General features: G+C 67.7%; 16 protein-coding genes. 4 read left to right on the plus strand and 12 right to left on the minus strand.

The window, feature by feature from the left end; all coding sequences use genetic code 11:
• Positions 1 to 3: 3 nt before the first annotated feature.
• Positions 4 to 2,481, minus strand: a complete 2,478-nt coding sequence (locus AU197_RS06710; protein ID WP_064401804.1) for a phosphoketolase family protein — start codon at positions 2,479 to 2,481, stop codon at positions 4 to 6.
• An 82-nt stretch (positions 2,482 to 2,563) separates the two neighbouring features.
• Between AU197_RS06710 and AU197_RS06715 the strand changes: the two genes are divergently transcribed.
• The 3 genes from AU197_RS06715 to AU197_RS06725 are packed head-to-tail and all read left to right on the plus strand — an operon-like array spanning position 2,564 to position 7,211.
• Entirely contained in the window at positions 2,564 to 3,439 is an 876-nt protein-coding gene (locus AU197_RS06715; RefSeq protein ID WP_064401756.1) for a TIGR03619 family F420-dependent LLM class oxidoreductase, read from the plus strand.
• Positions 3,436 to 5,742 (plus strand): CaiB/BaiF CoA-transferase family protein, encoded by a 2,307-nt coding sequence (locus tag AU197_RS06720; RefSeq protein WP_064401757.1) that lies wholly within the window; start codon positions 3,436 to 3,438, stop codon positions 5,740 to 5,742. Before AU197_RS06715 ends, AU197_RS06720 begins: the two co-directional genes overlap by 4 nt.
• Positions 5,742 to 7,211 (plus strand): acetyl-CoA acetyltransferase, encoded by a 1,470-nt coding sequence (locus AU197_RS06725; RefSeq protein WP_064401758.1) that lies wholly within the window; start codon positions 5,742 to 5,744, stop codon positions 7,209 to 7,211. Before AU197_RS06720 ends, AU197_RS06725 begins: the two co-directional genes overlap by 1 nt.
• A gap of 67 nt (positions 7,212 to 7,278) precedes the next feature.
• On the opposite strand, the gene AU197_RS06730 is transcribed toward AU197_RS06725, so the two are convergent.
• From AU197_RS06730 to AU197_RS06765, 8 genes are all read right to left on the minus strand, one after another.
• The gene (locus AU197_RS06730) at positions 7,279 to 8,076 is read right to left on the minus strand and encodes an SDR family NAD(P)-dependent oxidoreductase (RefSeq protein WP_064401759.1); all 798 of its coding nucleotides are present in this window, start codon (positions 8,074 to 8,076) and stop codon (positions 7,279 to 7,281) included.
• Between the two features lie 21 nt (positions 8,077 to 8,097).
• Positions 8,098 to 8,685: a hypothetical protein gene (locus AU197_RS06735; RefSeq protein ID WP_064401760.1), complete on the minus strand. Its 588-nt coding sequence runs from the start codon at positions 8,683 to 8,685 to the stop codon at positions 8,098 to 8,100.
• Between the two features lie 54 nt (positions 8,686 to 8,739).
• A complete protein-coding gene (locus AU197_RS06740) occupies positions 8,740 to 9,465 on the minus strand; it encodes a DUF72 domain-containing protein (RefSeq protein ID WP_082696541.1) in 726 nt (241 codons plus the stop codon).
• Positions 9,466 to 9,472: 7 nt separating this feature from the next.
• Positions 9,473 to 10,165, minus strand: coding sequence for an HhH-GDP family DNA glycosylase (locus AU197_RS06745; protein ID WP_064401762.1), 693 nt, complete (start codon positions 10,163 to 10,165; stop codon positions 9,473 to 9,475).
• A complete protein-coding gene (locus tag AU197_RS06750; protein WP_064401763.1) occupies positions 10,101 to 10,472 on the minus strand; it encodes a TfoX/Sxy family protein in 372 nt (123 codons plus the stop codon). Before AU197_RS06750 ends, AU197_RS06745 begins: the two co-directional genes overlap by 65 nt.
• A gap of 20 nt (positions 10,473 to 10,492) precedes the next feature.
• Positions 10,493 to 12,814, minus strand: coding sequence for an endopeptidase La (gene lon / locus AU197_RS06755; RefSeq protein ID WP_064401764.1), 2,322 nt, complete (start codon positions 12,812 to 12,814; stop codon positions 10,493 to 10,495).
• A gap of 162 nt (positions 12,815 to 12,976) precedes the next feature.
• Complete coding sequence (locus AU197_RS06760) at positions 12,977 to 13,981, minus strand: esterase family protein (RefSeq protein ID WP_064401765.1); 1,005 nt, start codon at positions 13,979 to 13,981, stop codon at positions 12,977 to 12,979.
• Between the two features lie 183 nt (positions 13,982 to 14,164).
• A complete protein-coding gene (locus AU197_RS06765; protein WP_064401805.1) occupies positions 14,165 to 15,427 on the minus strand; it encodes an alpha-hydroxy acid oxidase in 1,263 nt (420 codons plus the stop codon).
• A gap of 76 nt (positions 15,428 to 15,503) precedes the next feature.
• Between AU197_RS06765 and AU197_RS06770 the strand changes: the two genes are divergently transcribed.
• The gene (locus AU197_RS06770) at positions 15,504 to 15,965 is read left to right on the plus strand and encodes a DUF1810 domain-containing protein (RefSeq protein ID WP_064401766.1); all 462 of its coding nucleotides are present in this window, start codon (positions 15,504 to 15,506) and stop codon (positions 15,963 to 15,965) included.
• Here the strand turns inward: AU197_RS06770 and AU197_RS06775 are convergent.
• Genes AU197_RS06775 through AU197_RS06785 form a run of 3 tightly spaced genes read right to left on the minus strand, consistent with a single transcriptional unit; the run spans position 15,949 to position 19,423 of the window.
• Positions 15,949 to 17,247: an alpha-amylase family glycosyl hydrolase gene (locus tag AU197_RS06775; RefSeq protein ID WP_064401767.1), complete on the minus strand. Its 1,299-nt coding sequence runs from the start codon at positions 17,245 to 17,247 to the stop codon at positions 15,949 to 15,951. The two genes, AU197_RS06770 and AU197_RS06775, sit on opposite strands and share 17 nt — an antisense overlap.
• Positions 17,244 to 17,723, minus strand: a complete 480-nt coding sequence (locus tag AU197_RS06780; protein ID WP_064401768.1) for a nucleoside deaminase — start codon at positions 17,721 to 17,723, stop codon at positions 17,244 to 17,246. The genes AU197_RS06775 and AU197_RS06780 overlap by 4 nt, the downstream gene beginning before the upstream one ends.
• A gap of 17 nt (positions 17,724 to 17,740) precedes the next feature.
• Positions 17,741 to 19,423 (minus strand): tetratricopeptide repeat protein, encoded by a 1,683-nt coding sequence (locus tag AU197_RS06785; RefSeq protein ID WP_064401769.1) that lies wholly within the window; start codon positions 19,421 to 19,423, stop codon positions 17,741 to 17,743.
• Positions 19,424 to 19,463: the final 40 nt, after the last annotated feature.

The following is a 19,463-nucleotide window of genomic DNA, read 5'->3' on the forward strand; positions in this document are numbered from 1 at the left end:
AGTCTAGCGGTCGTGTTCGCTGAGGGTGTCCTGCGACAGCGATGACGCTTGGTAATCGGGGTCCCACGTCCACCCCGAGATCGCCGGATCGTCCTCGCCGTGCTCGCGGGTGTACCGCCGGGCGGCGATTCGGGCGTCAGCCATCTCCTGGCGCAGCCCGGCCACGCTGCTGCCCAGGCCGTCGACTCGGTCGATCACGTCCATGACCAGATGGAAGCGGTCGAGGTCGTTGAGCATCACCATGTCGAAGGGGGTTGTCGTGGTACCGCGTTCCTTGAAGCCGCGCACGTGCAACTGGGCGTGGTTGGCATGCCGGTAGGTCAAGCGGTGAATCAGCCAGGGATAGCCGTGATAGGCGAAGATAATCGGCTTGTCCTTGGTGAAGATCGAGTCGAATTCGCGATCGGAAAGGCCGTGCGGGTGTTCGGACTCCGGTTGCAGCCGCATGATGTCGACGACGTTGACCACCCGCACCTTCAGCTCGGGCAGCCGTCGACGCAGTATGTCGGCGGCCGCGAGCGTTTCCAGGGTCGGGATGTCTCCGGCGCACGCGAGCACCACGTCCGGTTCCGCGGTCGTGGTGCTGGCCCATTCCCAGATCCCCAGACCTCGGGTGCAGTGTGCGATCGCCGACTCCATGTCCAGATAGTTCAGAGCGGGTTGCTTACCGGCGACGATCACGTTGACGTAGTGGCGGCTGCGCAGACAGTGGTCGGCCACCGAGAGCAGAGTGTTGGCGTCGGGCGGCAGGTACACCCGCACGACCTCCGGGCGCTTGTTGGCGACGTGGTCGATGAAACCGGGATCCTGGTGTGATGCGCCGTTGTGGTCCTGTCGCCAGACATGTGATGTCAGAAGGTAATTGAGCGACGCGATGGGTGCCCGCCAAGACAGCTCCCGACTGCTGTTGAGCCACTTGACGTGCTGGTTGAGCATGGAGTCCACGATGTGGATGAACGCCTCATAGCAGTTGAACAACCCGTGTCTGCCCGTCAACAGGTATCCCTCGAGCCAACCCTGGCAGAGGTGTTCGGACAGCACCTCCATCACCCGACCGTCCGGACCGAGGTTCTCGTCGTCGGGGGTGAGCTCGGCGAGCCAGGTCTTGTCCGTCGCCTCGAGGGTCGCCGACAGCCGGTTGGATGCGGTCTCGTCGGGTCCCATCAACCGGAAGCGGTCGGCGTTACGGGTGATGACGTCGCGCAGAAAGGTTCCCAGCACCCGGGTCGCCTCGGTCGATTCGGAGGCGGGCTCGTCGACCGGCACCGCGTAGTCGGTGAACGGCGGCAGGTCCAGGTCCTTGAGCAGCAGTCCGCCGTTGGCATGCGGGTTGGCACTCATCCGCCGCTGCCCGCGCGGGGCGATCGCGCGCAACTCGGGCCGTAGCCGGCCGTCGTCGTCGAACAACTCCTCGGGCCGGTAGCTGCGCAGCCAATCCTCGAGCTGGGCGCGGTGCTCGGGGTTGGTGTGGGTGCCCGACAACGGAACCTGATGGGACCGCCACGTGCCCTCGACCTTCTTGCCGTCCACCTCCCTGGGGCCGGTCCAGCCCTTCGGTGTCCTCAGCACCAGCATCGGCCACACGGGCCGGAAAGTCTCACTCCTCAACGCGGCTCGTTCCTCGCCGCCTGATCGTCCTGCGCCGGGCCTGCCCTGCTCCCCGTCGAGGCGGGCGGCGCGCTGGTTCGCCGCGATCTGGTCGAAGGCCTCGTCGAGCGCCGTCGCCAGCTGCTGGTGCACGTTGGCCGGATCGTCCCCAGCCACCGTGATGGGCCGGTAGCCATAGCCCAGCATCAGCGACTCGAGCTCCTCCTGCGGAATCCGCGCGAGGACCGTCGGGTTGGCGATCTTGTAGCTGTTCAGATGCAGGATGGGCAGCACCGCACCGTCGGTGACCGGGTTGAGGAACTTGTTCGAATGCCAACTCGCCGCCAGCGGGCCGGTCTCGGCCTCGCCGTCGCCGATGACACAGGCGACCACCAGGTCGGGGTTGTCGAACGCCGCGCCGTAGGCGTGCACCAGGGCGTAACCCAACTCGCCGCCCTCGTGGATCGAACCGGGGGTTTCCGCGGCGACGTGGCTGGGGATCCCGCCGGGAAAGGAGAACTGGCGGAACAGTTTTCGCATCCCCTCGGTGTCTTCGGAGATGGCCGAGTACACCTCGCTGTAGGTGCCCTCGAGATAGGCGTTGGCGACCAGGCCGGGGCCGCCGTGCCCCGGTCCGGTGATGTAGATGACGTTGGCGTCGCGGTTGCGGATGACGCGGTTCAGGTGCGCGTAGACGAGGTTGAGCCCCGGTGTCGTGCCCCAGTGGCCGAGCAGTCGGGGCTTGACGTGCTCGGGCGCCAGCGGCTCGCGCAGCAATGGGTTGTCCAGCAGATAGATCTGGCCCACCGACAGGTAGTTGGCGGCGCGCCAGTAGGCATCGAGCAGGTCGAGTTCATCGGTGGACAGCGTGGGGGACAGGGCCTCGGCAGTCATCTGACTCATCATCGTCGAAACGGGTGAACGGGTGCCACTCCTGTACCCGATGCGGGTGAAGCTACCCATTAGCCTGTCTGGCGTGTTGGGATTCGCAGTGCCGCAGTTCGGGCCGTCCGCTCGTGCGGACCTCGCGCGCTATGCCGCCGCCGCCGAGAGCCTCGGCGTGGACAGTCTCTGGGTGGGAGACCGCCTGTTGACGGCGGTGCATCCCAGCGTCGGCTACGCAGGGAAGGACACCATCCCCGAACAGTTCCGCGCAGGCCTGGATCCGTTCATCGCGCTGGCGGTCGTGGCCGCAGCGACGTCGCGCGTCCGGTTGGGCAGCAGCGTCCTCGTCGCACCGTGGTACCCGCCGGTGCAGCTGGGCCGCCAACTGACCGCCATCGACGTCGTCAGCGGGGGCAGGCTCGTCCCGGGTTTCGGGATCGGATGGTCCCCGGAGGAGTTCTCCGCCGCCGGTGCCCCGTTCCGCGCCCGTGGAGCCCAGCTGGACGAGCTGCTCGACGCCCTCGAGCAACTGTGGACGACGAATCCGGTCCAACACGACGGCAAGCGGTGGTCGATCCCGTTGTCGTGGGTGGATCTCAAACCGGTCCAGCAGCCGCGCCCGCCGATCTATCTCGCCGGGTTCACGCCGGCGAGCCTTCGCCGCATCGGGGCGCGCGGCGACGGCTGGCTGCCCGCCGCCTTGGTGCCCGGCGGTGTCATGCCCGAGTGGCTTGCGATGCAGCGCCGAACCATCGACGACGCCGCGCGTGAGGCCGGCCGGGATCCATCGGCCATCCACACCTACGTGCGGATCAACGTCGCCGCGGGCACACCGATCGAGGCGGTCGCCGAGGCGGTGCATACGTTGGCCGAGGCCGGATATCCGGATGTCTTCGTCGACCTGATGTACGTGGCCACCGACACCGACGACCACCTGCGCTGGGTCGAAAGTCTGCTCGCGGCATGAACGAAGCACTGCTGGCCTCTGTGCGGGTGCTCGACCTCGGCGGCGCCGAATCCGATGGAGTGGGCCGGCTGTTCGCCGACCTCGGGGCCGACGTGCTGAAGATCGAGCCGCCCGGTGGGCATCGCGACCGGCAGGCGCTGCCGACCGCTGCCGGAGCGAGTATCCCGTTCCGGTTGAACAACGCGAACAAGCGGTGCGCGGTCCTCGACCCCGCCGGCCCAGAAGGCCGTCGGGCGCTGTTGGACCTGGCGGGCACGGCCGATATCGTCGTCGACGGTGGAAGACCCGGCGGGGCAGGAGAATTCGGAGTCACGTGCGCCGGGCTGGCTCGGCAGTTCAGCCACCTCGTCGTGCTGTCGGTCACGGACTTCGGCACCGACGGCCCGTATGCCTCCTGGCATGCCACCGACCCGGCGTTGTACGCGTTGTCGACGGCGCTGTCACGTACCGGTCCGACCGCAGGCACGCCGGTGCTGCCGCCGACCGGCCTGGCATCTGGAACCGCTGCGGCACAGGCGGCATGGGCGGCGCTGGCCGCCTACTACCGCCGGTTACGCACCGGCGCAGGCGAGTACATCGACTTCTCCCGGTTCGAGGCGGTGCTGCAGTCGCTCGATCCGCCGTTCGGCTCGGAAGGCCAGGCGGCGGTCGGCGTCAAGAAGACCACCGAGATCTGGCGCGGCAGGCCACGGAACCAGAACATCTACCCGATCTTCTCCTGCAAGGACGGGCACGTTCGGATCTGCCTGCTGTCCCCGCGTCAGTGGCGGGCCATGCGCGCCTGGCTCAGTGAACCCGAGCAGTTCGCCGATCCGAAGTTCGACACGATCGCGGCGCGTTTTGCGATGTCCGGCGAACTCAACGCCCTGATCGGCGATCTCGTCGCAGCCCGGACCATGGACGACCTGGTCACCGAGGGACAGGCGCGGGGAGTGCCCATCGCGGCGGTGCTCACCCCCACGGAGACGATGGCCTCCGAACACTTCCGCGGAGTCGGCGCGCTGACCACCGCCGAATTCGCCCCGGGCGCGGACGTCGTCACCCCCGTGGGACCGTTCGTGGTCGACGGGCACCATCGCGGCCTGAGGTGGCTGGCCCACGCATCCGGCGCTGACGACCCTGCCTGGGCCACACCGACATCGACGACATCGTCGCCGGATTCGGTCGCGCTGCAGCGCCCCTTCGACGGGATGCGCATCCTCGACCTCGGCGTCATCGTCGCCGGGGGCGAGCTCGGCAGGTTGTTCGCCGACCTCGGCGCCGAGGTCATCAAGATCGAGAGCGCCGCCTACCCCGACGGGCTGCGCCAGGCGCCGCACGGTCAGGTGATGAGCAGGTCCTGGGCGCTGACCCACCGCAACGAGCAGAGCCTGGGCCTCGACCTGCGGACCCCCGAGGGCGCCGACCTGTTTGCCCGCCTGGTCACCGGCGCCGACGCCGTCTTCGCCAACTTCAAGCCGGGAACGCTTGTATCGCTGGGGTTTTCCTATGACCGTCTGCGGGAACTGAATCCGCGAATCGTGCTCGCGGAGAGCAGCGCCTTCGGCGCGACGGGTCCGTGGAGCTCGCGCATGGGGTACGGGCCGCTCGTGCGCGCTACCACCGGGGTCACCTCGCTGTGGGCGTCTGCTGACGGTGAGTTCTACGATGCGACGACGATATTCCCGGACCACGTGTCGGCGCGACTCACCGCGATCGCCGCACTGGCGGCGCTGATCCGGCGCGACCGAACCGGACAACCCGCACACGTCCACGTCTCGCAGGCCGAGGCCGCGGTCAGCCAACTGGCGACTCGTTATGTCACCGAGTCCGCGCGGGCGGCGGGCCTGCCCGTCGTCGACGACACCGCGGCACACGGCGTGTACCCGTGCACCGGCGACGACGAGTGGTGTGTGATCTCGCTGCGCTCCGAGAACGACCATGCCGCATTGGAATCGGTCACCGGCGGCGTCGACATCGTCGAATGGACCCGCACCCGCGACAAGGCCACGGTGGCACGCACCCTGCAAGACGCGGGAATCGCCGCCGCGCCGATGAATCGTGCCGTCGATGTGCCCGACGACCCGCAGGTGCGTTACCGAAAGCTGTTCTCCGACATGGTACATCCGCTTTTCGATGCGCCCATGCTCACCGAGACTGGGCCGGCGCCGTATACGAGTATTCCGCCCGCCCGGCTGGGCCCTGCGCCGATGCCGGGGGAGCAGACCCGTGAGATCTGCCGGCAGATCCTCGACCTCCCTGCCGAGGAGACCGATCGGCTGATCGCCGACGGCACCCTTTTCGCCTACCGAGAAAGGCCGTGATGGAGCCCAGGACGCCGGTGTTGGTCGGCTATGGACAAGTCAACCAGCGCGACGAGAACCTCGACGTGTCGCCGATCGACCTGATGGTTGCCGCCGCACGCGACGCAGCGGATCCACGGGTCCTGGAGGCCGCCGATTCGGTCCGGGTGGTCAATCTCCTTTCGTGGCGGTATCGCGATCCGGGATTGCTTCTCGCGCAAGGCCTGCACGCCGACAACGCCACGACCCGCTATACCGGGGTCGGCGGTAACACGCCGCAGTCGTTGGTCAACGAGGCGTGCCGAGACATCCAGAACGGTCGGGCCGAGGTGGTCCTGATCGCGGGCGGTGAGACCTGGCGCACTCGGACTCGACTGCGCGCCAAGGGTGTGCGGCCGAACTGGCCGCGCCAGGACGAGTCCGTCCCGATGGCCGAGGGTGCTGACGACGGCGTCCCGATGGCCGGGCCCGCCGAGATCAAGATCAGCCTGGACCGGCCCGCCTACGTCTACCCGATGTTCGAGCAAGCCGTGCGCGTCGCCGCGGGTGAGTCCGACGAGCAGCACCGACGCCGGATCGGTGAACTGTGGGCACAATTCAGCGCGGTCGCCGCGGGCAACCCCCACGCGTGGGTTCGGGACGCGTTGCCCGCCGAGCAGATCTGGCAGCCCGGTCCGAGCAATCGGATGATCAGCTGGCCTTATCCGAAGCTGATGAACTCCAACAACATGGTCGACCAGGCCGCGGTGCTGGTGCTCACCTCGGCGGAGAAGGCCACGCACTTACAGATTCCCAGAGAGCGCTGGGTGTTCCCGTATTCGGGCACCGACTCGCACGACACCTACGCGATCGGCGAGCGGGCGGAGTTCCACACGTCTCCCGCGATCCGGATCGGTGGGCGGCGGTCCCTGGAGTTGGCCGGGGTCGGCATCGACGATGTCGAGCTCATCGACGTCTACTCGTGCTTTCCTTCGGCGGTTCAGGTGGCTGCCAACGAACTTGGCCTCCCGATCGGAGACCCCGCCAGACCGCTGACGGTGACCGGCGGGCTCACCTTCGCGGGCGGGCCGTGGAACAACTACGTGACCCACTCGATCGCGACCATGGCCGAGCGGCTCGTCGCCGCCCCCGGGACGCTCGGGTTGATCACGGCCAACGGCGGTTACCTCACCAAGCACAGCTTCGGCGTGTACGGCACCGAGCCGCCACCACACGAGTTCCGTTGGGAGGACGTGCAATCAGAGGTCGACCGCGAACCGACGCGGGCGGCGCTCGTCGATTGGGCCGGGGTGGGCACCGTGGAGGCGTGGACGACGCCGTTCGACCGTGAGGGCTCTCCTGAAAAGGCGTTCCTCGCGGTCCGCACACCCGACGACTCGCGGGTGCTGGCGGTCATCCCCGATGCAGCCGGCGCGGCGGCGACGGTCGACGAGGACATCGCGGGCGCCAAGGTCCAGGTCAACCCGGCCGGAACGGCCGCATTGCTGTAGCCGGAACGGCCGCATTGCTGTAGCCGGAACGGCCGCATTGCTGTAGACCGAACGGCCATTGCTGTGGTCAGTCGAGGTCTGCCAGCAGCACGTCAACGCGTTGACGGGCCGCATACGCGGCGCCCGGCCCGACGACGGCATGTACCCGCCCCGCCTCCACCGCGGCGATCGCGGCATCGGCGACCACGGCGGGGCTGATCGCACCGCGCATCGCGTCGTCGTCTCGGTCGCTGGGAACGCTGACCGCTCCGGGCGGGGTCAGATTCGCCGAGTTGGGTCCCAGCGGTGTGTCAACCATCCCCGGGCACAGCACCGTCGCACCCATATCCGTTGAGACGGATCGCAGTTCGATGTCGAGCGTCTCTGTCAGGCCGACGACGGCGTGCATGGTCGCGTTGTACGGACCGAGGCGGGGCAGCGGGATGAGCCCGCCCGCGGAGGCGGTGTTGAGGAAGTGTCCAGACCGCTGCGCGATGAACAAGGGAGTGAAGGTCTTGACTCCGTGTACGACACCCATCAGCTTGACGTCGATCAGCCACCGCCATGTCTCGATTCGCTGCTCCCACACCGGCGTCTGTTCACACACCACCCCGGCGTTGTTGCACACCAGATCGACACGGCCGAATCGGTCCAGGGCGTGCGCGGCCAGCGCGTCGACATCGGCCGGCTCAGCGACGTCGACACGCACCCCGGTCACCGTCCCGGGATGGGAGGACAGCGCCTCGACCGCCGCGGGTATCGCGTCCTCGCGGATGTCGGCGATCACCACGTCGACGCCGCGACGCACCAGATGCGCGGCCAGCGCGAAACCGATTCCGCTGGTACCGCCGGTGACGACGGCGACCTTTCCGGTTTCGAACCTCATGCGGGCCTGCCTTTCTCGTCGCTACGGTGCGTGGGCGGGCACCTCGGTGTATCGCGGCGCAAAACCCTCGGGCGCGAAGGTGAATCCATTGCCCGTCGCCTCGCTCATGCACGAGACACCGGCCTCCTGCACATTGCAGCGGAATCCGGCCACAGCCAGAATCCGGTTGAACTCCAGCACCTTCGCATTTTCGAGGACGAACTCCGGCTGCTTCGACGCCACGAAGCGAGGTTCCCCGTCGCGCTCGATCACGATCGCGTTCGGCGCGGTCTGCACACCAGCGCCGTTGTCCACAGTGTCCGGTTCACCGGCGATGTTCATGCTGGACTGCGGGGAGGCGGCCGACTGGCAGCCCGCCTTGTCACGCGGCACGACGGCGCACGCCCAGCGTCCACTGGGAGTGGTGAAGTAGTACACGGCCGACCCGTCCGGATGCGCGACGTAGTCGAAGGCGTCGACCAGGTGCGCGCTGTTCGGTGGCGCAGGAGGCGGTTCGGAGGTCGGGGAGGTCGGCGACGCCACGAACGGTTCGTCGGTGGTGACAATCCGCTCGGCCGAGCAACCCGCGACCAGGATCGCGGCGACCGGCAACAGACATAGGGCACGCATCTCGGCTCCTAGCGTGCCGGAACCGGTTCTCGTCCGCGCAGCGGGGGTGGTGGATCAGCCGGCCAGCATCGCTTTGAGCGTCTGCGCGTTCCACACTGCGTGCCCGCCCAGGTCGTTGTTGAAGTAGACCAGCACGCGCCTGCCTTCGCGGTCCCACGCCAATATTCGGTCGGCCCAGCGCCGCAACTCGTCGTCGGGGTAGGACCCCGCGTACATGGAGTTCTGATCCGGCCCGTGCATCCGGATGTAGACCAGGTCGCTGGTGGCCCGCGGAACACAGCGTAGGTTCGCTCCGCTCATCACCACGTACGCGGCGCCATGGCGCTCGAGCAGGTCATACACGGCGGGGTCGTCCCATGACGCGTGCCGCAACTCCATGGCCACCGGGATCCGGTCCGGCATCAACTCGAGGAAATACTCCAGGCGGGCGTCGTCGCGCTCCAGTTCCGGATGCAACTGCACGAGCAAGGCTTCGCTACGGTCGCCCAACAGATTCCAGCACCGTTCGAAGCGCTCGACCCACGGCTCGGGCTCCCGCAGCCGGCGGTAGTGCGTCAGCCCTCGCTGGGCCTTGACCGACATCGTGAACCCGTCGGGCAGCCGCTGCCGCCAACCGGCGAACGCGCTGTCTTTCGGCCAGCGGTAGAAGCTGGCGTTCAGCTCCACGGTGTCGAACTCCTCGACGTAGCGGGCCAACCGCTTGGCCACCGGGGTCCCGGCGGGGTACAGCACGTCCTTCCAATGGTCGTACGACCACCCGGACGTGCCGATCCGGATCACCACCGCGTCATCCCGCTGCGGACACGCTGTCGCGCAACTCGTCGTCGAGCGACACCTTGACCAACGCGGCGGCCAGATTCGCGCATTTGCCCGGCGCCAGCGCCGCGAGCTCGTCGCTGTCGGTGGGCAGCCCGAGCTCGCGCGCGGCGGTCGTGGCCCGCGAGTCGAGGTAGGGCCGGATCCACGTCCAGGTGTCCTGCACCTCCCGCAGGAAGATGTCGGCACCGGTGTCGCCGATTCCCTTGAATCCCTTGAGCGCACGGGTCAAGGCGGTCACGTCGTGGTCCTGCGTCCCGTCGAGCTTGCGGAGGTCCCCGCCGTACTCGTCGACGACGGACTGCGCGATGTCGGTGAGCCTGGTCGCCCAACTCTCGTCGTACCGCACGTAGTGAGCGCGGCCGAAGGCGCCGATCATGTCCGCGCGATCCGCGTCGAGGACGGCCTTGGGGGTGCGCAGTCCCGCGCGGGACAGCTCCCGCGCGGCTTCGACCGCGATGGAAGCGTCGATCGGCTTGCTTGAGAGCATGCACAGCGTCAACAGCTGGAAGAGCGGCATCGGCTTGTCCGCCAAGCGGATACCGGCGTCTTCGGCATAAGTCGTGCCCGCCCGGTCGAGCAGGCGCTTGACCAGCTTCTTACGTGCTGCGGCGTCCACGTCGGCTGGCGTACCCCCGCTCTTTGGGGGGCAAACTCCTCGCATAGTCGACCGAGCGGGTGACCCACGGTTGCAGTTGCCGCTTGGTGGTGAGCCCGGCGCTGGACACCCGCAGCCACCCCCGCATCTCCCTGCCCGCCATCACCATCGGCGCGACGTGCGCACGCGACAGCAGCTTGGCGGTGTCGTCGCGCGGCACCCGCACCATCAGGCCGCCTTGCCCGCTGGCCGCCACCGCCATGTTGCCGTTGACCAGAAACGCTAACCCGCCGAACATCGGCTTCTCCTCGACTCCGCTTTGCCCGCTGAGCAGTTCGCGGATGCGGTGGGCGAGCTCCTCGTCGTACGCCATGCACTGACGGTAGCGTGCGATCAGGCGGCCGCGCCGGCCACGGCCTCGACGGGTTGCAGCGCCTGCGCGACGATGTCGGCGACGTCGGTCATCGGCTTGACTTCCAGCGCCTCGAGCACGTCGGCCGGGACGTCATCCAGGTCGGCCTCGTTGCGCTGCGGGATGAAAACCGTTGACAGTCCGGCCCGTTGCGCCGCCAGCAGCTTCTGCTTGACGCCGCCGATGGGCAGCACCCGACCGTTCAACGTCACCTCACCGGTCATGCCGACGTCCGCGCGCACCTGGCGGCCGGTGGCCATCGACACCAGCGCGGTCACCATCGTCACGCCCGCCGATGGACCGTCCTTCGGGACGGCGCCCGCAGGCACGTGCACGTGTATCCGGCGGTCCAGCGCCTTGGGGTCGACGCCCAACTGCGCGGCGTGCGAGCGCACGTAGGACAGCGCGATCTGCGCGGACTCCTTCATGACCTCGCCCAGTTGCCCGGTCAGCTGCAGGCTCGGTTCGCCGTCGGTGGCGCCGGCCTCGATGTAGAGCACGTCACCACCCAGGCCGGTCACCGCCAGTCCGGTCGCGACGCCCGGCACCGCCGTGCGTTCGGCCGATTCCGGCAGGAACCGCGGGCGGCCCAGGTACTCAACGAGATCGGGCTCGTCGAGGGTGAGGCTGGTGATGTCGTCGGATGCCAGCTTCGTCGTCACCTTGCGCAGCGCCTTGGCCAGCAGCCGCTCGAACTGACGCACTCCCGGCTCGCGGGTGTAGTCCGCCGCGATCTTGCGCAGCGCCGCCTCGGTCACCGTCACCTCGTCTTCGGTCAGCGCGGCCCGCTCTCGCTGCCGGGGCAGCAGGAAGTCGCGGGCGATGGCGACTTTGTCGTCCTCGGTGTAGCCGTCGATCTGGACCAGTTCCATACGGTCCAGCAGGGCCGACGGGATGTTCTCGATGACGTTGGCCGTCGCGAGGAACACCACGTCCGACAGGTCCAGATCGAGGTCCAGGTAGTGGTCGCGGAACGTGTGGTTCTGCGCGGGGTCCAAGACCTCCAGCAGCGCCGCCGCGGGGTCCCCGCGGAAGTCGGAGCCGACCTTGTCGATCTCGTCGAGCAGTACGACGGGGTTCATCGAACCCGCCTCACCGACGGCACGCACGATGCGTCCGGGCAGCGCCCCGACGTAGGTGCGCCGGTGGCCGCGGATCTCGGCCTCGTCACGCACGCCGCCGAGGGCGACGCGAACGAACTTGCGTCCCAACGCGCGAGCGACACTCTCACCCAGCGAGGTCTTGCCGACCCCGGGCGGACCAGCCAACACCATCACCGCACCCGAACCGCGGCCGCCGACGACCTGCAGCCCGCGCTGGGCGCGGCGCGCCCGCACGGCCAGATATTCGACGATGCGGTCCTTGACGTCCTCGAGACCGTGATGGTCGGCGTCCAGAATCTCCCGCGCCGCCTGCAGATCGGTCGAGTCCTCGGTATGGACGTTCCACGGCAGGTCGAGCACGGTGTCCAACCAGGTGCGGATCCAACCGCTTTCGGGGCTCTGGTCACTCGCGCGCTCGAGCTTGCCGACCTCGCGCAGGGCGGCCTCGCGCACCTTCTGCGGCAGGTCCGCCGCCTCGATGCGGCCGCGATAGTCGTCGGAGCCGTCGGGTTCGTCCTCGCCGAGTTCCTTGCGGATGGCGTTGAGCTGCTGGCGCAGCAGGAACTCCATTTGCGTCTTCTCCATGCCCGCCCGCACATCTTCGGCGATCTTCTCGGTGACCTCGACCTCGGCCAGCTGGGCACCCGTCCACTCGATCAGCGCACGCAACCGCTCGGCCACGTCGGGCGTCTCGAGCAACTGACGCTTTTGGACCTGGGTCAAGTACGACGCATAGCCCGCGGTGTCGGCCAGCGCCGACGGGTCGGAGAGCTGGTTGACGAAATCGATGATCTGCCAGGCCTCGCGCCGCTGCAGCATCGCCAGCAGCAGCTTCTTGTATTCGGCCGCGAGCTGGTATGTCTCCTCGGTGGGCTGGGTCTCCTCGACCTCGGTCACCTCGACCCACAGCGCGGCGCCGGGTCCGGTGGCGCCGGCGCCGATGTGTGCACGGGTCTCGCCCCGCACCACCGCGGCGGGCCCGCCGACCATGCGCCCGATCTGCACGATCGAGGCCAGCACCCCGTGCGACGGGTAGCGATCCTCCAGGCGGGGCGCGATCAGCAGTTCTCCGGACTCGCTCGCGCGCGCGGCGTCGACCGCGGCGCGTGCGGCCTCGTCGAGCTCGATCGGCACGACCATCCCGGGCAGCACGATCGACTCGCTCGAGAACAAGACCGGAACTGTCTTGGCTTCAGCCATCAATCCTCCAAAGTTTGAGTCTGTTGCGCTCAACCTTTAGATGGCCTGATTTGTTCCCTCCCCGCGTCGCGCGCGGCGTTCGTAGCTACCCCGAACGGCAGGAAGCCTGCCGTTCGGGGTAAACGGCAGGCTCCCTGTTGTGGGTGGATCTACGCGGTGCGGTTAGGCACTGGCCTGTGCACCCAGCACCCGCTGGATGTCAGGCTTCATCATCTCCAGCTGCTGACCCCAGTAGCCCCAGCTGTGAGTCCCCTGTGGGGGGAAGTTGAACACGCCGTTGGTGCCACCGGCGGCGACGTAGTTGTCCTTGAAGGTGACGTTGGTCCGCAACGTGAACCCTTCGAGGAACTGGGCCGCCATCAGGTTCTGGCCCGCAGTGCCGCCATCGAGATCCGACGGCGTACCCGTGCCGCAGTAGATCCAGATGCGGGTGTTGTTGGCCACCAGCTGGTTGATGTTGATCATCGGGTCGTTGCGCTTCCACGCCGGATCCGACGATGGACCCCACATGCTCTCGGCGTTGTACCCGCCGGCGTCTTGCATCGCCAGACCGATCAGCATCGGCCACCAGCCCTCGGACGGATTGAGGAAGCCCGACAGCGAGGCGGCGTAGATGAACTTCTGCGGGTGGTAGATCGCGTACGTCAGCGCGGTGCTGCCGGCCATCGAAATACCCACGACCGCATTGCCGTTCTGCGACACGCCCCTGTTGGCTTCCAACCAGGCCGGGAGCTCCTGGGTCAGGAACGTCTCCCACTTGTAGGTGTAGTCCTGGCCGTTACCCCGCGACGGCTGGTACCAGTCGGTGTAGAAGCTGGACTGCCCGCCGACCGGCATGACGACCGAGAGTCCGGACTGGTAGTACCACTCGAAGGCGGGGGTGTTGATGTCCCAGCCGTTGAAATCGTCCTGAGCGCGCAGACCGTCGAGCAGATACACCGCGTGCGGTCCACCGCCTTGGAACTGGACCCGGATGTTGCGGTTCATCGCGGGGGAGAACACGTCGAGATACTCGACAGGCAGCCCGGGCCGCGAGAACGCCCCGGCCGTGGCCGAAACCCCGGCGAAGCCGATCAGTCCGGGCAGCGCCGCCACGGCGAACGCCACCACCGCCATTCGGCGAAACAGCTTTGTACCGGTATTCCGGTACCTCTCCAAAATCTTCATAACGGCAACCAACCCACCTTTCATCGCTTCCACAAGCAATTGCCGTTTGCTGTGCGTGGGTAATGAAACACGTACTCGCACCGGGACTGTCGCCCCGACATGCGGTTGCCACATCGCGGTTGGCTAACGATTGCGACTCAGCGCGGACTCACGAACACCCAAAATCCGCTGTGACCTGTGTGGTCAGAGTGATTCAGGAGAGATGCGCGACTGGCCCGCCATCGGCGGCCGCGGCCGGTGCAGTTGCGTGACGTGCCGCGGGCCGAGCTCACTCAGCGACGTCACCCCCAGTAGCTGCATTGTCCGCTTGACCTGCTGCGAAAGGATCTCAACGGCCCGATCGGCGCCCGCCTCGCCGCCGGCCATGAGCCCGTAGAGGTAGGCGCGACCCACGAGTACGAAGCGCGCGCCAAGCGCGATCGCCGCGACGACGTCGGCGCCGGACATCACCCCGGTGTCCAGCAAAATCTCGGTGGTGCCGCCGAGCTCGGCGGCAACGCTGGGCAGTAGATGGAACGGCACCGGCGCGCGGTCGAGTTGGCGGCCACCGTGATTGGACAACACGATGCCGTCGACCCCGAGTCCGACGACGGCCCTGGCGTCGTCGAGTGTCTGAATTCCCTTGACCACCAACTTGTTCGGCCACTGCTTCTTGATCCACACCAGATCGTCGAAGTCCACGGTGGGGTCGAACATGGTGTCGAGATACTCGGCGACGGTGCCCGGCCATCGGTCCAGCGACGCGAACGACAACGGTTCGGTGGTGAGCAGGTCGAACCACCACCGCGGATGGGGGACGGCGTCGAGCACCGTACGCAACGTCAGCCTCGGCGGGATCGACATGCCGTTGCGGGTATCACGGTGGCGGGCCCCCGCTACCGGCACGTCGACGGTCACGAGCAGCGTGTCGTAGCCGGCGGCGGCGGCCCGTTCGACGAGTGCCATCGACCTGTCCCGGTCTTTCCACATGTACAGCTGAAACCAGTTGCGGCCGTGCGGGTTGGCCTGTTTGACATCTTCGATGGAGGCGGTGCCCAGGGTTGACAGCGCGAACGGGATGTCGGCCCGTGCGGCGACGCGGGCGCCCGCGGTCTCGCCGGCGGTGTGCATCAGTCGGGTGAAGCCGGTGGGTGCGATGCCGAACGGTTGCGCGACATGCCCGCCGAGCACCGTCGCACTGGTGTCGACGCTCGACACGTCGCGCAGGATGGTGGGATGAAATTCGATGTCGCGGAACGCCTGTCGCGCACGCGCCAACGACAGCTCCTCCTCGGCGGCACCGTCGGTGTAATCGAAGGCCGCCTTCGGAGTTCGTCGCTTGGCGATTCGGCGCAGGTCCTCGATCGTCAGCGCCGCCGCCAGCCTGCGCTTCGTCGCGTTCAGCTGTGGCTTCTTGAACTGCAGCAGCGGCGCCAGCTCCCGCGGGCGTGGGATGCGGCGCGTCACGATCGCGCCCCTGTCGGCCTGCCGCTGATAGTCGTCATTGAATCGCACAGGTTAGCTTGTCAGACTGGCCGATGACATGGCTAAAGACAGATCGGCGTCCGGCGACCCCTTCGACCTGCAGCGCTTCCTCGATGCCCAGGAACGCGTGTACGACACGGTGCTCGACGAGCTGCGCGCCGGCCGTAAGCGCAGCCATTGGATTTGGTTCGTCTTCCCGCAGTTGCGCGGGCTCGGCAGGAGTCCTACGGCGCAGCGGTACGGAATCGGTTCCCTTGCCGAAGCCCGCGCGTACCTGGCCCATAACGTGCTGGGAGCGCGCCTGCGGGAATGTGCGGATCTGGTCGCCCGCAGTGAACAACGCTCGGCCGACGAGTTGTTCGGGTGGCCGGACAACCTCAAGGTGCGCTCGTCGGTGACGTTGTTCAGCCGCGCCGCCGACGACTCCGACGACGTGGCGCTCTTCGGTCGCGTACTGACGAAGTACTACGACGGCAAAGCCGACCCGTTGACCGTCGAACTGCTCAGCGCACAGCGATGATCAGCCAGCCGTGGGGCCCGACCCGGTAGGTGGTGATGACCTCCGACGGCGGCGCGCCCGAGCCCGCGAGGACTGCGCCCTGATCAAATCCCAGGTCGGGCAAGGAGATCGGCAGGGGCTCGTCGTCGATGTTGAGCGCGACGATCAGCGCCTCGGACCCGGCGCGGCTCTGGTAGACGTAGTGGCGGTTGGTCAGCAGCAGCGGCGACGTGCGCGCCGTATGCAGCCACGCGTGGCGTCGGCGCAGCCCGATCAAGAACTTGTGCAACCGGAACACGTCGGCGCTGTGTTCGTCGAGGTCGGGCAGGGGAGTCGCGAACGCGGGCCGCACCGCGTCGTCGCCCCCGAAGCGTTCCTCTTTGACGCCCCGGTAGGCGAACTCGTCGCCGGCGTAGACGCTCGGCGTGCCACCAGTCGTCATCTGCAGCACCAGGGCGTGCTCGAGGTGGCGGATGTCGTCGAGTCTGCTGGCGATCCTGGTCACATCGTGGTTACCGATGAAGGTCGTTGGGACGAAGGTGTCCAGAAACTCGTTGTGCCGCACCAGCGCCCAGTCCAGCTCATGGAAGTTGCCGTCGTTGAGTGCGCTCCACGCGGCCTTCCACAGTTCGTACTGGGTCACCGAGTCGAAGCCCGACGAGCGCACTCGTTGCCCGTAGTCACCGTGGATGATCTCGGCAAGGAAGTACACGTCGGGGAACTGCTGGCGAACGCGCGGGAGCACCCGGGCCCAGAACGAGTCGGCGACCGCGTAGGCGGCGTCGAGGCGCCAGCCGTTGGCGCCACGCTGCAGCCAGTGCGTCATCACGTCGACGACGTAGTCGGCCACCGCCGGGTTGTCATGGTCCAGCGCCACGAGGTCGCCGTGTCCTTCGAACACGTCGACGCCGTCGCCCCGAGAACGGAGCCACTCGGTGTGGGCGAAATCGGTTCCGACATGGTTGAAGACGCCGTCGAGCAGGATCCGCAGCCCGCGCCGGCGCGCCTGGTCGACGAGCGTGTCGAAGTCGTCGTCGTCCCCGAGCCGCGGGTCGATGCGCAGATGGTCGGTGGTGTCGTAGCCGTGGGTGCGTGACGCGAAGATCGGCCCCAGTGCCAGTCCCGACGTCCCGAGTTCGATCGCGTGGTCGAGCCAGTCGACGATGCGCAGCAACCGGTGCTCGTCCGGGCCCGGGGGTGGGTCGGCGGGATGCGCACCGACGAAACCGAGCGGGTAGACGTGCCACCAGATGACATGCTCGACCCAGCCCGGTTCGGAGACGGTGCGCGAGGAGTCCGTCATGGCCGGAATTTCGCTTCGTAGAGCGTCTTCATCGCCTCGCTGAACTGCTCGGCGGGCCCGTCCACCTCGACACCCGGCGCAATGGTGGTGATCGGCAGCGACACCACCGGCGGTGGCGGCGCATTCCATTCGGCCAGCCATCGGGTCAACTGTTCTGACGACGCCGCGTACACGATCCGGCCGAGCCCCACCCACGCGTGGGCCGCCGAACACATCGGGCAATGCTCCCCGGAGGTGTACACGGTCGCGGTGACCCGCTCGTCGGGCGTCAGGTTCGCCGCGGCCCAGCGGGCGATCGCGAACTCAGGATGGCGCGTGTGATCCCCATCCTTGACGCGGTTGCGGTCCTCGAACAGCGTGCGGCCGGCTTGGTCGACGAGAAGGGAGCCGAACGGCTCGTCGCCGTCTTCCAGCGCTTCACGCGCCAGTTCTACGCAGCGGCCGAGGCGGGCGAGATCGTCATCGCTGATGGCCACACGTCGGAGTCTACGGATCAGTCGCAGCAGGCCGCGGCGACGTCCAGCCGGCAGGCGCAGGAGGCGCGGACCGGGACGTCGGCGCGCGCCGCTGCGAGGGTGAGCTGTTGACCGATGATCGCCGCCTCGGCCTCGCGGCCCATCCGCTGCAGGCATTCGTGATAGCCGTGCAGGCTCCACACGTTGTTCGGATGCTGGCACGGCCGGGGCAGCGTGGGATCGAGCCCGAGGTCGGCGGCATATACCGCGGCGGCTTCCCCGACGCGCCCCTGTTCGAGCAGGAGGGCGCCGTAGGCGTGACGGGTCGGCTGCATCCAGCCCCAGGGCTCGTCGTAGGGCAGCGCGTCGTCGAGTTCGATCGCCCGCCGCAGATGCGCGAATGCGGTGTCGTAATCCTCTGCGCGGTAGGCAATCTCACCGTCGAGCATCTCGCCGGCGATCGCCAGGATGTCGATGACGGTGTTGTTGAACAGATATCGGCTCTCGGGTATGCGGCCATAGGCTTCTGCGAACGCCTCGCGCTCGGCGCGGGCCTGTTCCAGGTTGCCCGTGGCCGCATGCGCGACGCCGCGCCCGTAGTGGACCGTGGCTACGGTGCTGCAGTACAGCTGCCGGTCATCGGGCAGAGGCTGGGCTATCAGGTCGTGCCAGCGCCCGAACCTCACCATCACGTGGGTGTTAAGCGGCACGAAGGCCTCCAGCCAGTCGGCCATCGGCGGGGACTCGATCGCCAACAGCTCGGGGGTGAGCTGAGTTGCCAGCTCGTCGGCGGCGGCGAACGCCGCACGTGAATTACCCTCGAACATGGCCGAATACACGACGAAATGCAGGTTGTGAGCCCGGTACAGGGAGTAGAAGTTCAACGGCCCCTCGTGCTCGACGAACCGTCGATCCACCTGTATCGCCGCCTGATTGGCCACCACCGAGTCGCGGTAGTTGCCGCACAGCACGTCGATGTGGCTCGGCATGTGCTGCAGATGGCCGGCATCGGGCACCAGGCCACGCAGCAGGTCCGCGGCGGGCAACGCATCCTGCGGCACCGCCGACATCTCCATCGTGTGGATGTAGAGGTGCAGGATGCCGGGGTGGCGGCGGCCCGCCTCGGTGCCCAAAGCGTCGTCGAGGATCCGCTTGGCCGCCACCGCTCGTGAGCCGGGCGCGGGTTCACCGGTTCTGGTGTCCCACAACGCCCATGCCGTCACATTGACCAGTGCGTCGGCGGCAAGGGCCTGTACATCGACGTCGTCGGGATAGGCCTGCGCCAGCGCGGCCATCGTGTCGGCATAGTGCGCACCACCGGCTTCGAGCGCCTCCGAATCGTCCGGATCCTCGGTGGGGAAGCGGGCCTGCAGGGCGGTGATCAGGCCGCGCTCGACCGGTGACGCGCGAAGTTCGGCGGCCAGCCGCAACTCCATTCTGGCGCGTGCCAGCGACGCGGCCGCATCGACGGGATCAAAGGCGTCCCAGCCCTTGTTGTAGTTCGGCCCGATCGCGTACGCGATGCCCCAGCGCGCGATCCCCGACCCCGGGTCCAATTCCAGTGCCCGCTCGAAGCAGCGGATGGCCTCCTCGTGATTGAACGCGTAACACCACACCATCCCGCGGTCGAACCACACCTGCGCCTGCGGCGACGCGGTGTCGATCGGCCGGTGGTACGACCCGAGGTCGTAGTAGGTCTCGTCGCCGAGTGAGGTGCTCATGCACGGCACGATAATTCACCCGCGAAGCGGTCGCGAGGTT

This window comes from Mycobacterium sp. IS-1590 (assembly GCF_001500025.1).
Lineage (GTDB): Bacteria > Actinomycetota > Actinomycetes > Mycobacteriales > Mycobacteriaceae > Mycobacterium.